Genomic DNA, 12948 nt, shown 5'->3' with positions numbered 1-12948 from the left:
ATGGGGTCAGATGTGCATGCCGCCGTCGGCCATGAACACGCCGCCGGTGGAGAAACTGCTGCCAGCCGAGGCCAGGAACACCACCATGCGCGCGATTTCCTCGGGCTGGGCGTGGCGGTGCAGCGGGATGGCCTCGTTGAGCATCTGCGTGGCGTCGCGCCCCACCACGTCGCTCAGGCGGCGCTCGATGTCGTTCTGGAAGCCGTTGGTCGTGGGGCCGGGCGCGATGGCGTTGACGCGGATGCCGCGCGGCGCCACTTCCTTGGCGGCCACGCGCATCAGGCCGATCAGCGCGTGCTTGGAGGTGGCGTAGGCGCTCACGCCGGGGTCGGCGGTGACGCCCATCACGCTGGAGGTGATCAGCACGCTGCCGCCGTCGCGCATCAGGGGCAGGCCGTGCTTGAGCGCCAGGAAAGTGCCGCGCACGTTGACCGCCATCACGGTGTCGAACACGTCCTCGGGGTAGGCGGTGATGGGCACGATCTCGCCGTTGAGGCCGGCGTTGCAGAACAGGAAATCGATCGCGCCCGCGCGCGCCACGGCCTGCGCCAGGTAGTCCTGCGTCTGGCGGCTGTCGCTCACGTCGGCGGCGCTGGTGCCCACGCGCTCGCCGTGGCCTTCGGCCGCGAGCGCCTGGCGCGCGGCTTCCAGCAGGGCCGGGTCGCGGTCCACCAGGTGCACCGAGGCGCCGCGCGCGAGCAGCTGGCGGGCGGCGGCCAGGCCGATGCTGCCGGCACCGCCGGTGAGCACGCAATGTTGTCCTTCAAAGTCCGACACGGGGGTCCTTTCTGTCCGGGGTTCGGGGGTTGTCATGGCATGGGTCCCCACCAGGCCTCGGCCGTGGGGGCGAGCAGCGATTTGGGGATGCAGCCGTGGATGCCCTTGACACCGTCCACGAGCTGGGTGACCTCGAAGTCCACCACCAGGCTGGCCAGCGCGTAGGCCTCGCCCGTGTCCACGCCCGCGAAGGCCTGCAGCACCTCGACCGCGCGCCGCACCGCGTCGGCGGCGGCGGTGTCGAGGTCTTCGTTGAGGCCCATCACGATGTAGTGGCTGGGCGTCTCGGCCATGGGCCAGGCGAGCGCGCGGCGGGGATGCAGCACGAACTCCAGCCGGGTGGTCATGGAGGTTTCCAGCGCGGTCAGGTTGACCTCGCCGTTGCCCTGCGCGCCGTGGCCGTCGCCGGTGAAGAAGAGCGCGCCCGGCACCTGCACCGGCAGGTACAGGCGCGCGCCGGGCACCAGGTGCTTGAGGTCGATGTTGCCGCCGAAGCGCCCCGGCGGGATCGACGACACGCGCGAGGTGGGCGCCACCGCCAGGATGCCCATGAAGGGCCGCAGCGGGATGTCCAGGCCCTCTCGGAAGCGGGCGGTGCGGCGCGCCATGTCGATCGGCAGCACCTGGGTGCGTGGTTCGGGCAGCAGATCGGGCAGGCTGCCGGCGCCGGGTCGCGTGAAGTTGACGCCGTAGTGCGGTGCGCGCGGCTCGACTTCGTGGATGCGCACCTCCAGCACGTCGCCCGGTTCGGCGCCTTCGATGTGGATGGGGCCGGTGAGCACGTGCGGGCCCACGCCCTTGGGCACGGTTTTCACGATGTCGCAGATGTCCCGCGCGGCGTCGGTGAGTTCGAGCCGGTGCCGCTCGAAGAAGGCCTCGGGCGCGTCGGGCGGCACGCACAGCGCGTTGACGGTGTCGATGTCCACCGTGGTGCCCGAGGCGATGCGCAGCACCGGCGGCACGTCGGGGGCAAGGAAACCCCAGACCACGGTCTCGGGGCGCGAGCGCAGGTGCGGTGTGGCGCTCATGCGGTGGCTCCAGCGGCCGCGCCACCCAGGTAGGCGCGCTGCACGGCCGGGTCCTGCGCGAGGTCCTGCGCCGAGCCCTGGCCGACGATGCGGCCGTTCTCCAGCAGGTAGCCCCGGTCGGCGATGCGCAGGCTGCGGCGGGCGTTCTGCTCCACCAGCAGCACGCTCACGCCCAGGGTGCGGATCTGCGCCAGCGCACGGAACAGCTCGCCCGTCATGATGGGCGAGAGCCCGAGCGAGGGCTCGTCGAGCAGCAGCACGCGCGGCTGCGACATCAGCGCGCGGCCGATGGCCACCATCTGCTGTTCACCACCGCTCATGGTCTGCGCCATCTGGCCCATGCGCTGTTCCAGTTTGGGGAAGATGGACAGCACGCGCTGCAGCTGCTCCTTCTCGCCGGCGCGCGCGCGCTTCGCGTGGGCGCCGAGCTGCAGGTTTTCGCGCACGCTCAGCTCGCCGAAGATGCCCCGGCCCTCGGGCACCAGGGCGATGCCGGCTTCCACCACCGCGTGGGCGGGCAGGGCCAGCAGGTCCTGGCCGTCGAGCGCGATGCGGCTGCCCGGCAGGGAGGGAATGAGGCGCGCGATGCACTTGAGCAGGGTGGACTTGCCGGCGCCGTTGGCGCCCAGCATCACCACCACCTCGCCCGCGCCGATGCGCAGGTCCACCCCCTGCAGCGCCACGTGGTGGCCGTAGCTCGCGCTGACCTGGCTGACTTCAAGCATCGTCGTCTCCCAGGTAGGCGCGCACCACGGCCGGTTCGGCCAGCGCGGCGGCCGGCGGGCCGTCGGCGATGCGGCTGCCCGCGTTCATGATCACGCAGCGGTCGCACAGCGCGCGGATCGCCTCCATCACGTGTTCGACCATCAGCATGGTGATGCCTTCCTCGCGCAGCGAGCGCAACAGGGCGATGCCGTCCACCAGCTCGGACGGGTTCAGCCCGGACAGCCATTCGTCCAGCAGCAGCAGGCGCGGTTGCAGCGCGAGCGCGCGCGCCAGCTCCAGCCGCTTCTGGTTGATGTAGGTGAGTTCGCTGGCGGTGGTGTGGGCGAAGTCCGCCATGCCCACGCGCTCCAGCAGCTTCAGGGCCTGCGCGCGCGAGGCGCGCTGCGGCAGGTTCTGCGTGCCGAAGGCCAGGCCGGCCTGCACGTTCTCCACGCAGTCCATCGAGCCCAGCACGCGCACCAGCTGGAAGGTGCGGGCCACGCCGGCGCGCGCCACGCGGAAGGCCGGCAATCCCGTCAGTTCCTGGCCGTGCAGGGTCACCGAGCCCGCCGTGGGCGGCAGCGCGCCCGAGATCAGGTTGATCACCGTGGTCTTGCCCGAGCCGTTGGGCCCGAGCAGGCCGACGATCTCGCCCTGGGCCACCGAGAAGTCCACGCCATTGACCGCGACCAGGCCGCCGAAGCGCTTGACCAGGCCGTTCACCTGCAACAGGGGGGTGCTCATGCCTTGCCTCCCTGCAGACGGTCCATCAGGCCCACGATGCCGCGCGGCGCGAGGTACACGATGACGAGGAAGGTGCAGCCCAGCAGGATGCTGAAGTAGTTCGGGAAGTTGGCCGAGAGGAACTCGAACAGCAGCACCAGCGGGATCACGCCGAGCACCGGGCCGTGCAGGCGCGCGGCACCACCGAGCAGGGCCATGATCAGCACCTGGAACGAGACCACCGGGTTGAAGGCGATCGTCGGGTCGATGTAGGTCCAGCGCGGCGCCACGATGGCGCCGGCCAGGACCATGAACATGGCGCTGATGCCGAACACCAGCAGCTTGGCGAAGGTGGTGTGCACGCCGCAGTGGCGCGCGACCATCTCGTCGTCGCCGATCATGCGCAGCGCCAGGCCCACGCGCGAGCGCTTCACCAGCCAGCCCGCGAGGTAGACCAGCGCGGCCAGCGCGGTGAGCTGCCAGACGATGTGCTTCTGCTCGATGTCCAGGAACAGGTAGCGCCCGACCGAGCCCGAGTGGTTGGCCTCGTACCAGGTCACGACCTGGCGGATCAGCTCGGCCAGGCCGAAGGTGAAGATCACGAAGTACACGCCGCGCAGCCGCAGCGTGCGCCAGGCCCACCAGCAGCGCCACCGCCAGCGCGGCGAGCGCGGCCGTGGCCAGCACCGCCGGCCAGGGCCAGGCCTCGCCGAACACCGCGGCCACGTACACGCCCAGGCCGAAGAAGGCCACCGTGGCCAGCGAGACATAACCCGTGGGCCCCGAGAACAGGGCCCAGGCCGTGGCCAGCACGGTGAAGATCAGCAGGTTGATCGCCATCGACATGGCGTAACCGCTGCCAAAGAAGGGCAGCAGCGCGCAGGCCGCCAGCCCCGCCACGCCGAGCGTGACGAACACGATGTCGCCGCGCTTCATGCCCCGGCCTTTCCGAACATGCCCGTGGGGCGGATGATGAGGACCAGCAGGAACAGGCCGAAGGTGACCGCGAGCGTGAGGCCGGGCGCCACGAAGGTGCGCACCAGGCTTTCGGTCAGGCCCAGCAGCAGGCCCGCCACCAGGCAGCCCATGAGGTTGCCCACGCCGCCCATGATCACGACGATGAGGGCCTTCATGGTGAAGACCACGCCCATGGACGCGTTGATGGTGAAGAACATGCTGACCAGCGTGCCGCTGGCGGCCACCAGGCCACCCCCCAGCGCGAACGCGAAGGCGGCGGCCTTGCGCACGTCGATCGCGACCAGCTGCGCCGAGGTGGGCGAGACCGCGACCGCGCGCAGCGCCGTGCCCCGGCGCGTGTGGTGCAGCACGAGGTAGAGGCCGACGCCGATCACCACCGCGAAGCCCAGGGCCAGCAGCCGATTGGCCTTGAGCGGCGAGCCCAGCAGCGTGATCACCTGGCCCAGGTAGTCGTAGTTGTAGTAGTTGCCGCCGAAGATCACCAGCACGATGCCTTCGATGACGAACAGCAGGCCGAAGGTGGCCAGGATGCTGTCCACCTCCAGCGCTTCGCTGGTCTTGGCGCGCCGCACCAGCGGCGTGAGCAGCAGCTGGTAGAGCAGCCAGTTCAGGGCGAAGGCGGCCGGCGCGATCAGCAGCAGGCCCAGCAGCGGGCTCAGCGCGAAGGTGGTGAAGAGGGCGTAGGCGGCGAAGGCGGCGGCGATCAGCATCTGGCCGTAGGCCAGGTTCATGATGCGGGCCACCCCGTATTGCAGCGTGAGGCCCATCGCGATCAGGGCGTACACGCCGCCCAGTGTGAGCCCGTTGAGCAGGGCGTCGATCAATGCCATGGAGCGTTACCGTGGGAGAAAGAAAAAAAGGCGAGCCGCCCGCCACGTCTGCGCGTGGTTCGGGCGGTGCCGTGTGGGCGGTGTGACGCGTTACTGTTTCCAGGCCGGCTTGGGCAGCGCGACCGGCTTGACGCCGATGGCATTGGCGGGCGAGACCGGCTGGAACTGGCCGTTCTGCCACTGGCCGACCGAGGAGGCCTCGCTCCAGATGCGGTTCTTCAGCGTGACCGGGCCGATCACGGTGTTGAAGCCGCCTTTGCCGATTTCGGCCGAGACGGCCTTGCGCTCGATGCTGTTGGCGCGCTCGATCGCCTGCTGCAGCACCTGCAGCGTGGCGTAGGTCACCGCGCTGCCGTTGTAGTCGGCTTCCTTCTTGAAGACTTCCAGGTGGCGGGCGCGGTAGGCCTTGGTCACCGGCAGTTCGGGGCTCACGCCGCCCAGGCCCAGCACGCCTTCGGCGTTGGCGCCGAAGCGGTCCTTGAAGACCGGGAACACGGTGCCGATGGCGGTGTAGAACAGCTTGGGGTTGAAGCCCACGGCGCGCGCCTGGTCGGTCAGCGCCAGCGTGTCGGGCGGGTAGCTGAAGGCCAGGAAGACCTCGGGGTCGCGGCGCTTGACTTCGTTCAGGATGGACTGCAGGTCCTGCGAGCCCAGCGGGTAGCTCTGGTCGTAGACGACGTTGAAGTTGCCCTTCTTCAGGCCGTCGCGCGCCGCCTTGGACAATTCCACGCCGAACTGGTCGGCCACGTTGACGATCGCCACGTCGCCCTTGATCTTGCCCTCGCTGCGCAGCCGCGTGAGCAGGTCGATGACGCCGTTGGCGTAGTCGGTGGAGGTGAGCGTGAAGAAGAAGGTGTTGGGCCAGCGTTCGCGCAGCTGCGGAATGCGGTCCGTGATCATGGTGGTGGTCAGGTGCGGGTAGCCGTGGCGGTCCAGGATGGGCGCGACCGCGAGGTTCATCGCCGTGCCCCAGGGCGGCAGGATGAAGTCGACCTTGTCCTGGTTGACCAGGCGCTCGACGGCGCGCACGCCTTCTTCGGAGCTGCTGCGGTCGTCGTACTCGACGAACTTGACCGGCACGCGCTTGCCGTTGATGAGCATGCCACCCGACTTTTCCAGGTCCTGCTGCCACAGCTGGTAGTTCGGCAGCACGGTGGTGCTGGCGCCGCCCGCGTAGGGACCGGTCTTGGAAATGGCGTAACCGATGCGGATCTCGGTGGGGTCTGCCGCGTGGGCGGGCAGGGCGGCCAGGGCGCACAGGCCGGCGGCCGCGGCCAGCCAGGTCAGGGTGGTCCTCTTGTTCATCTTGTCTCCGGTGGGTTTTGTTGTTGAGTCGCGGAGTTTCACGGTCTGTGACATATTCGGCAATAAGATCAAGGGGATATCGAATATCAATGCCATGCATATCAACGACATCGACCTGAACCTGCTGCGCCTGTTCGCGGCGATCTACCGCGCCGGCAGCGTGAGCCGCGCCGCCGAGCAGGTGGGCCTGACCCAGCCGGCCGCGAGCCACGGACTGGGCCGCCTGCGGCTGCTGCTGGAGGACGCGCTCTTCGTGCGCACGCCCGGCGGCGTGAAACCGACGCCGCGCGCCGAGCGCCTGGCGGGCGCGGTGCAGAACGCGCTGGCCATCGTCGAGCAGGCGATCAACGAGTCCACCGGCTTCGACCCGCAGCGTTCGCGCCGGCTGTTCCGCCTGCACATGAGCGACATCGGCGAGAACCGCTTCCTGCCCGAGCTCATGGTCAGCCTGCAACAGCTCGCGCCCGGTGTGCGCGTGGCCAGCCGCCCGGTGGCCCACGCGCAGCTGGCCGATGCGCTGGACACCGGGGTGATCGATTTCGCCTTCGGTTTCCTGCCGCTGGTGAAGGACACGCAGCGCACCGAGCTGCTGCGCGACCGCTATGTGGTGCTGATGCGCGCCGGCCATCCCATGCATGCACCCTTGAAGCGCCTGAAGGGGGCGGCGCAGCTCAAGGCCTTGCAGAAGCTGGAGTTCGTGGGTGTGCGTTCGCACGGCGACACGCTGCGCATCCTGGAGCAGACCGGCCTGCAGGACCGCCTGCGCCTGACCACCGAGCACTTCATGGTGCTGCCCTCGATCGTGAGCGCGACCGACCTCTGCGTGGTGATGCCGGGCAACATCGCGCGCGGCTTTGTCGCCTCGGGTGGCTGCGTGATGGTGCAGCCGCCGTTCGTGGACTGCAACTTCACCGTCTCATTGCACTGGAGCCACCGCTTCGAGAGCGACCCGGACAACCGCTGGTTCCGCGAACAGGTGGTGCGCCTGTTCTGCGAGCTCTGAGGCGCGCTCAGGCGGCGGGCTGGGCGGTGGTGCCGGTCAGGCTTTCGGGGCTGGGCGGCTTGTAGCCGGCCGACAGCGAGACGCCGCCCGGCGGGGTCTGGCCGCTGCTGGTGTGCTCGCCCAGGCGGGTGATGGGCGCGGTGGTGCGGTAGAGCGCGCGCAGCGCCTCCACGCGTTCCTGCAGCGCCGGGTAGCTGTCCATGCGCTCGCTGTGGCGCTGCAGCACCTGGTGCGCGGACTCGATCAGCTTGGCGTTGCCGGTGCGTTCACCGGCTTCGAGCAGCTGTTGCACCGTGCCCTGCGGGTCGCCCTTGAGGCTCAGGGCCATGGCGTCCTGCGAGATGCGCAGCACCTGGCCGTGGGCGGCGCGGATGCGCTCGGCATGCCCCGCATCGCTGCCGGCCGCGCAGGCCAGCAGCTCGGTCATGGCGCGGCTGGTGCCGAAACGCAGCGCGAGCCGGTCCACCGCGCCTTCGGCGTCCTGCATGGGCAGGGAGCGCATCGCGAGCCGGCCCATCAGGGCGAGCAGGTTGCAGGCGGATTCGAAATCGAAGTCGGGCGTGAGCACGCTGTCGGTCAGGCGGCGCACGTCGTCGACGGCGCGCGTGGTGTTCTGCTGCTGCAGCGCGAGCAGGCTCTCGGCCATGGCCAGCAGGCGGTGTGGCCGCGCGGGCGCGTGGCTGCGGTCGCGCAGCCGGGTGAGCTGGTCCACCGTGCGCTGCAGGCCGCGCGCGTCGTTGTTGTCGAGCCGGGCGAAGGCCAGCAGCAACAGGGCCTGCGCGTCATACATCTTGGAGTCCAGGCCCAGGCGCGTGGCGCGGTCGAGCAGCTCCACGCCTTCGCTGCGCTCGCCGGTGTAGTAGGCCAGCATGCCGTGCTTGAGCAGGCGGCTGATGGACGAGGGCGTGAGGCGCGTGGCGATCTCGTAGGTGGTGAGCGCGCTCTGGAAGTTGCCCAGCTCGAACTGGGCGCGGCCCATCACGTCGTAGGCGTCCGCGTAGGCGTCGTCGTCGCGGATCAGGCTCTCCAGCGTGGTCACGGCCTTGGCCGGCTGGCCGTTTTCCAGTTGGGCCCGCGCCACCCCCAGGCGGGCCCAGGGCAGGGTCTTGGCCTCGATCACGGCCTGATACAGGGTCTGGGCCTCGTCCACGCGGCCGCCGCGCAGCATGAGCTCGGCGCCGATGCGCGCGGCGTACAGCCAGTAGGACTGGCGCGCTTCGAACCGGGTCTGGCACAGGTTGGCGGCGCGCTCGAAGTCCTGCGCGTCGATGGCGCTGAAGATGTCCTGCAGCGACTGCTTGCGCACACGCGCCTGCACGATGCGGTGGGCCAGGCGCGAGGCGGTGTGGGGTTTGAGCAGGTAGGCGTCCAGCGCCGACTCGGCGGCCTCGGCCACGCTGGCGTAGGAGGCCTCGGCCGTGAGCATCACGAACACGGTGTGAAAGGGCAGCAGCTGGTTGCGCCGCAGGTCGTCCAGCAGGTCCTGGCCGGAGCCGGACTCGCGCTCGAAACGCTGTTCGCAGATGACCACGTCGAAGCTCGCCATCTCGAGCTTGCGGCGCCCGTCGGTCAGGCGCGAGCACTGCACGACCGTGCCCACGCCCAGGTCGCGCAGCTGGGCGACGAGGATGGAGCGCGATTGCAGGTTGCCCTCGATCACGAGCGCATGGGCGTCGTGGAGCTGGTTGGGTGCGGAAGGCATGAGCGGACGCAAAAGGGGCAATGTCAGGATTCTGCCCAGCGCCACGCACCATGAGGGGGAGAAGAGGGTGGCGATTCCGGTGCTTTTCGGGCAGCAGACGAACGGTCGCCGCCCCAGCCTGGGGCGGGTCAGACGCGCCAGATGCGCGGCGGCACCGCCGACAGGCCCCAGGCCTCGGTGCGCAGCCCGCCCCAGACGCGCTGGAACAGCGCCATCAAGGGCTCCACCAGCGGCGCCACCGCGCGCAGCACCAGCATCTGCGGATTAGGGCAGGTGGCGCCGGCCTGCACGCCCTGGAGGTCACCGTCCAGGTGCGCGCGCACGGTCTCCAGCAGGTGCTCGCGCCGCTCGCGCGCGAGCGGGCTGCCGCAGGCCAGCCACAGCGTGCCCAGGCAGCGCTGGCCGGCCAGGCCCAGGGGCGATTCGAGCAGGCGGGTGTCGGCCGCGTCGATGTGCGAACGCTCCAGCCACAGGCCCGGGATCTCCAGGTGCTGGGTGAGGTGGCCGCGATCGAAGGGCTGGCCGGCGGTGGGCAGGCCGAGGGCGCACACGTCCCAGCCGATCAGCTCGGCGCCTTCGGCGAGTGTGGCGCGCAGGGTGTTGTGCGCCAGGCAGCCCGGGTAGGCGATGGCTTCGAGCGGCAGCCATTCGAGCCGCGCGCCGGCCTCCAGCGCGAGCGTGACCTGCTGCGTGGCGGCCGGGCCGTCCGAGCGGTAGAAGCGCGTGGCACCTGGCGTGGAGAGCAGGCCGTGCGCCTGGGCGCCCGCGCGCACGCGCAGGTCCAGCACGTCGCCGCCCACCAGCCCGCCGGGCGGGTGCACCACCACGTTGTGGCAGATGCCCTCGCCTTCGGGGTACAGGCTCTTGAGGATGCGCAGCGGCCCGGTGTGGGCGTGCTGCAGCACGGTGCGCTGGGCGTCGTCGCGGCGGTAGTTCAGGTCGAGTTGGGCGTGCCAGGGCATGCGGGGAGTTTACGGGGCGCTCCGGTGCGCTCAGGTTTTCCAGAAGCCCTGGTGCGGCTCGCTCGCCTCGTCCAGCAGCGCGGGGCCGATGCACTCGATGCGGTGCGGCGAGGCCGCGAACACATCGCGGCACGACAGCTCGGCATCGCGCTGCTCGGCGCGCTCGCCGCGGAACACGCGCAGGCTCACCGCGTCGATGCCGAACACCACGCGCCCGATGTTGCTCCAGAAGATCGCGCCCGCGCACATCACGCAGGGTTCCGCCGAGGAATAGAGCGTGGCGCGCGAGAGCGTCTCGCGGTCCACCACCGGGCTGAGCTGGCGCACCGCGTTGGTCTCGGCGTGGCCGGTGCAGTCGCCGGTCTCGCCGGTGTTGCACCAGGCCTCGGCGAGCACGCGGCCGTCGCCGGCGATCACCACCGCGCCGAAAGGGCGGTTGCCCCGCTCGCGCGCCACGCGCGCCCAGCCGATGGCCTGGCGCAGGTAGGCGCCGTCGCGCTCGTTCAGGGTGGCCGTCGTCATGCCTTGAGCACCCGGTCGCCGGCGGCCGGCAGCATGGCGCGGTTGAACACGCCTTCCACGCTGGGGCGGGCCTTGAGGCCGAACACGTCGACGACCTCGTCCACCTGTTGTTCCAGCGTGCGCTTGAAGACATCGCCCAGGCCGTGGCTGCGCGTGTCGGCCGCGGCGATGTAGCGCTGCGTGATGCGCCAGCGCTCGAGTTCGACGGCTTCGTTGAGGATGGGCTCGCGCAGCTTGGTGGCGGCGATCGCGGCGACCGGATCGGCCATGCTCTCCTGGATGGCGCGGTTGGTGGCGCGCAGGAAGCCGGCCACGGCGGCGGGGTTCTGCGTGATCATGGCGTTGCTCGCGAGGATGGCGTTGCCGTACAGGTTCACGCCGGCGCTGGTGTATTCGAGGATGGAGAGTTCGTCGAGCTTCATGCGCGCGAACAGCGAGACGGCGGAGTCGTGGAAGTAGGTGGCGCCGTCCACGTCGCCGCGCACGACGACGTTGTCGCGCGAGGCGAAGTCGGTGGTGGACCACTGGAAGAGGTCGTTCTTCACGCGCAGCCTGCGCGCCACCATGGGCCAGGCGCGGCGCGTGGACTCGACGGCGGCGGCCGCGATCTTCTTGCCTTCGAGGCTGCGGAAGTCGGTGGTGATGCCCCGGTCCTTGCGGCCAATGATCGCGAACGGTGCGCGGTTGTAGTACTGGTACACGGCCTGCACCAAAGGCGTGCCGCTCTGGGTCGCCTGGAACTCGATCAGCGAGCTGATGTCGCCCAGGCCCATCTGGTAGACGCCACTGGCGATGCGCGTGATGGAGGCGACCGAGCCGGAGCCCACGTCGATGCTCACGTCCAGGCCTTCGTCCCTGTAGTAGCCCTTGCTCTGGGCGAGGAAGAAGGGCGAGGTCTGGCCGGTGATGCGGAAGTCCAGCGTGAACTTGACGGGCGTGAGCTTGGGTGAGGCCTGGCCCCAGACGGTGGGGGCGGCGAGGGCCGAGACGGCGGCGGCGGAAGAGGAAGCGAGGAAGTGACGGCGTTGCATGGCAAGGCTCCGGACGGTGGGCTTGTTCCACTCCCGCAGGCCATGTGAGTCGCGACGGGAGACGTACAAGAGCAATTTCCGGGCGGGCGGTGTGGGGGCACCATCTGCTGAACGCTTCTACTCTGCGAGGTGCGGGTATGCACGAGGCATGCCAACCCGATGTGGCCTGCCTTTTGCTAGCATGCAGGGCCAGAGTAGAAGCGTTCAACCCCGTGCAATGCGGGGCGGGAAATTGCTCTTGAGACCCCACCCTCAAGCCATTTCTTTCAGGAGCGCCTTCACCATGCTGGTCACCCAACAACCCGTCTTCCGCCGTTACTGGCACGCCGTCATGCCGCTGTCGATGCTGGCCGACGGCCCCAAGCCCTTTACCCTGCTGGGCGAACACATCGTTCTGTTTCTCGACGAACACGGCGAGCCGGCCGCGCTCAAGGACCGTTGCTGCCACCGCACCGCGAAGCTGAGCAAGGGCTGGTGCAAGAACGGCAACCTCCAGTGCGGTTACCACGGCTGGGTCTACAACCGGCACGGCCGCGTGATCAACATTCCGCAGTACCCGCCGGAGCGCGAGATTCCCAAGGACTACGGCACGACGGCCTACCACTGCACGGCGCGCCATGGCTATGCGTGGGTGGCGCTGGAGGATCCGGTGGCGGAGATTCCCGCGATTCCGGAGTTCGAGGCGGAGGGCTGGCGCACGATCTTCCAGTTCTACGAGACCTGGCACACGAGCCCGGTGCGCGCGCTGGAGAATTCGTTCGACAACTCGCACTTCAGTTTCGTGCACCGCGCGACTTTCGGTGTGGCGGCGTCGCCGGCGCCGAGCAAGTACGAGCTGGTGGAGAACGAGGCCGGGTTTTATGCCGAGACGGTGATCGACGCGGTGAACCCGGAGAAATTCCAGCGCATCAGCGGGGTGAAGGAGGCGATCACGCAGCGGCACATGCGCAACGCCTACTACCAGCCGTTTTCGCGGCGGCTGGACATCGAGTACCCGAGTGGGGTGCGCCACGTGATCATCAATGCGTTCACGCCGATCGACGATGGGCGCATGCAGTTGTGCCAATGGCTGTTTCGCAACGACACGGAGGCGGATTGTCCGGCGCAGATGCTGATCGACTTCGACGATGAGATCACGCGGGAGGACAAGGACATTCTCGAGTCCACCGACCCGGACGCGGTGGTGGATCTGCGGCGGCGTGGGGTGGAGTTTTCAATGGACTCCGATCGGCCCGGGATTCTGATTCGCCGGCGGTTGATGGCCCTGCTTTCCTCTGCTGGGGAGGTGGAGGTGCATCGGTAGTCTTTCTCGCTGCTGCCTCGCGGGCCTCGTGAGCGGGCGGCGCTCTGCTCCGCGGGTGTCCCCCGACCCGGCTTCGCCG

13 protein-coding genes are annotated in these 12948 nt (G+C 69.5%); 2 read left to right on the top strand and 11 right to left on the bottom strand.

Features of this window, described 5'->3' with window-relative positions; translation table 11 throughout:
* Positions 1-6 precede the first annotated feature (6 nt).
* The 7 genes from ACFJI0_RS16835 to ACFJI0_RS16805 form a co-directional block, all read right to left on the bottom strand.
* Complete coding sequence (locus ACFJI0_RS16835) at positions 7-777, bottom strand: SDR family NAD(P)-dependent oxidoreductase (RefSeq protein WP_382321283.1); 771 nt, start codon at positions 775-777, stop codon at positions 7-9.
* A 32-nt stretch (positions 778-809) separates the two neighbouring features.
* Positions 810-1805 (bottom strand): acetamidase/formamidase family protein, encoded by a 996-nt coding sequence (locus ACFJI0_RS16830; RefSeq protein WP_382321281.1) that lies wholly within the window; start codon positions 1803-1805, stop codon positions 810-812.
* Positions 1802-2530, bottom strand: coding sequence for an ABC transporter ATP-binding protein (locus tag ACFJI0_RS16825; RefSeq protein WP_382321279.1), 729 nt, complete (start codon positions 2528-2530; stop codon positions 1802-1804). The genes ACFJI0_RS16830 and ACFJI0_RS16825 overlap by 4 nt, the downstream gene beginning before the upstream one ends.
* Positions 2523-3254 carry an ABC transporter ATP-binding protein gene (locus ACFJI0_RS16820; RefSeq protein WP_382321276.1) on the bottom strand — a complete coding sequence of 244 codons (732 nt, stop codon included), beginning with the start codon at positions 3252-3254 and terminating at the stop codon, positions 2523-2525. Before ACFJI0_RS16820 ends, ACFJI0_RS16825 begins: the two co-directional genes overlap by 8 nt.
* A complete protein-coding gene (locus tag ACFJI0_RS16815) occupies positions 3251-3844 on the bottom strand; it encodes a branched-chain amino acid ABC transporter permease (protein ID WP_382321274.1) in 594 nt (197 codons plus the stop codon). The genes ACFJI0_RS16820 and ACFJI0_RS16815 overlap by 4 nt, the downstream gene beginning before the upstream one ends.
* A 321-nt stretch (positions 3845-4165) precedes the next feature.
* Positions 4166-5041, bottom strand: coding sequence for a branched-chain amino acid ABC transporter permease (locus ACFJI0_RS16810; protein ID WP_382321272.1), 876 nt, complete (start codon positions 5039-5041; stop codon positions 4166-4168).
* 90 nt (positions 5042-5131) lie between these two features.
* Positions 5132-6346, bottom strand: coding sequence for an amino acid ABC transporter substrate-binding protein (locus ACFJI0_RS16805; RefSeq protein WP_382155778.1), 1215 nt, complete (start codon positions 6344-6346; stop codon positions 5132-5134).
* A gap of 94 nt (positions 6347-6440) precedes the next feature.
* Here ACFJI0_RS16805 and ACFJI0_RS16800 point away from each other — a divergent pair, with 94 nt between their 5' ends.
* The gene (locus ACFJI0_RS16800) at positions 6441-7349 is read left to right on the top strand and encodes a LysR family transcriptional regulator (RefSeq protein WP_382155780.1); all 909 of its coding nucleotides are present in this window, start codon (positions 6441-6443) and stop codon (positions 7347-7349) included.
* A 7-nt stretch (positions 7350-7356) separates the two neighbouring features.
* Here ACFJI0_RS16800 and ACFJI0_RS16795 read toward each other — a convergent pair whose 3' ends face one another.
* The 4 genes from ACFJI0_RS16795 to ACFJI0_RS16780 all read right to left on the bottom strand — a co-directional run bounded on the left by ACFJI0_RS16795 (position 7357) and on the right by ACFJI0_RS16780 (position 11566).
* The gene (locus tag ACFJI0_RS16795; RefSeq protein ID WP_382321270.1) at positions 7357-9051 is read right to left on the bottom strand and encodes a tetratricopeptide repeat protein; all 1695 of its coding nucleotides are present in this window, start codon (positions 9049-9051) and stop codon (positions 7357-7359) included.
* 128 nt (positions 9052-9179) lie between these two features.
* Positions 9180-10013 (bottom strand): urease accessory protein UreD, encoded by an 834-nt coding sequence (locus ACFJI0_RS16790; protein WP_382321267.1) that lies wholly within the window; start codon positions 10011-10013, stop codon positions 9180-9182.
* A 30-nt stretch (positions 10014-10043) separates the two neighbouring features.
* A complete protein-coding gene (locus ACFJI0_RS16785; RefSeq protein WP_382321264.1) occupies positions 10044-10535 on the bottom strand; it encodes a nucleoside deaminase in 492 nt (163 codons plus the stop codon).
* The gene (locus ACFJI0_RS16780) at positions 10532-11566 is read right to left on the bottom strand and encodes an ABC transporter substrate-binding protein (RefSeq protein ID WP_382321262.1); all 1035 of its coding nucleotides are present in this window, start codon (positions 11564-11566) and stop codon (positions 10532-10534) included. Before ACFJI0_RS16780 ends, ACFJI0_RS16785 begins: the two co-directional genes overlap by 4 nt.
* A gap of 283 nt (positions 11567-11849) precedes the next feature.
* Here ACFJI0_RS16780 and ACFJI0_RS16775 point away from each other — a divergent pair, with 283 nt between their 5' ends.
* Positions 11850-12869 (top strand): Rieske 2Fe-2S domain-containing protein, encoded by a 1020-nt coding sequence (locus ACFJI0_RS16775; protein ID WP_382321260.1) that lies wholly within the window; start codon positions 11850-11852, stop codon positions 12867-12869.
* Positions 12870-12948 lie beyond the last annotated feature (79 nt).

The sequence above is a fragment of the Hydrogenophaga sp. UC242_53 genome, assembly GCF_042696965.1.
Lineage (GTDB): Bacteria > Pseudomonadota > Gammaproteobacteria > Burkholderiales > Burkholderiaceae_C > Hydrogenophaga.
This window is presented reverse-complemented; position numbering and strand designations above follow the sequence as displayed.

Excerpts from the sequence above, each read along its gene's own strand:
- ACFJI0_RS16790 (WP_382321267.1), bottom strand. The coding sequence starts at position 10,013 with ATGCCCTGGCACGCCCAACTCGACCTGAACTACCGCCGCGACGACGCC.
- ACFJI0_RS16800 (WP_382155780.1), top strand. The coding sequence starts at position 6,441 with ATGCATATCAACGACATCGACCTGAACCTGCTGCGCCTGTTCGCGGCG.
- ACFJI0_RS16775 (WP_382321260.1), top strand. The coding sequence starts at position 11,850 with ATGCTGGTCACCCAACAACCCGTCTTCCGCCGTTACTGGCACGCCGTC.
- ACFJI0_RS16805 (WP_382155778.1), bottom strand. The coding sequence starts at position 6,346 with ATGAACAAGAGGACCACCCTGACCTGGCTGGCCGCGGCCGCCGGCCTG.
- ACFJI0_RS16820 (WP_382321276.1), bottom strand. The coding sequence starts at position 3,254 with ATGAGCACCCCCCTGTTGCAGGTGAACGGCCTGGTCAAGCGCTTCGGC.
- ACFJI0_RS16780 (WP_382321262.1), bottom strand. The coding sequence starts at position 11,566 with ATGCAACGCCGTCACTTCCTCGCTTCCTCTTCCGCCGCCGCCGTCTCG.
- ACFJI0_RS16810 (WP_382321272.1), bottom strand. The coding sequence starts at position 5,041 with ATGGCATTGATCGACGCCCTGCTCAACGGGCTCACACTGGGCGGCGTG.
- ACFJI0_RS16785 (WP_382321264.1), bottom strand. The coding sequence starts at position 10,535 with ATGACGACGGCCACCCTGAACGAGCGCGACGGCGCCTACCTGCGCCAG.
- ACFJI0_RS16795 (WP_382321270.1), bottom strand. The coding sequence starts at position 9,051 with ATGCCTTCCGCACCCAACCAGCTCCACGACGCCCATGCGCTCGTGATC.
- ACFJI0_RS16830 (WP_382321281.1), bottom strand. The coding sequence starts at position 1,805 with ATGAGCGCCACACCGCACCTGCGCTCGCGCCCCGAGACCGTGGTCTGG.
- ACFJI0_RS16825 (WP_382321279.1), bottom strand. The coding sequence starts at position 2,530 with ATGCTTGAAGTCAGCCAGGTCAGCGCGAGCTACGGCCACCACGTGGCG.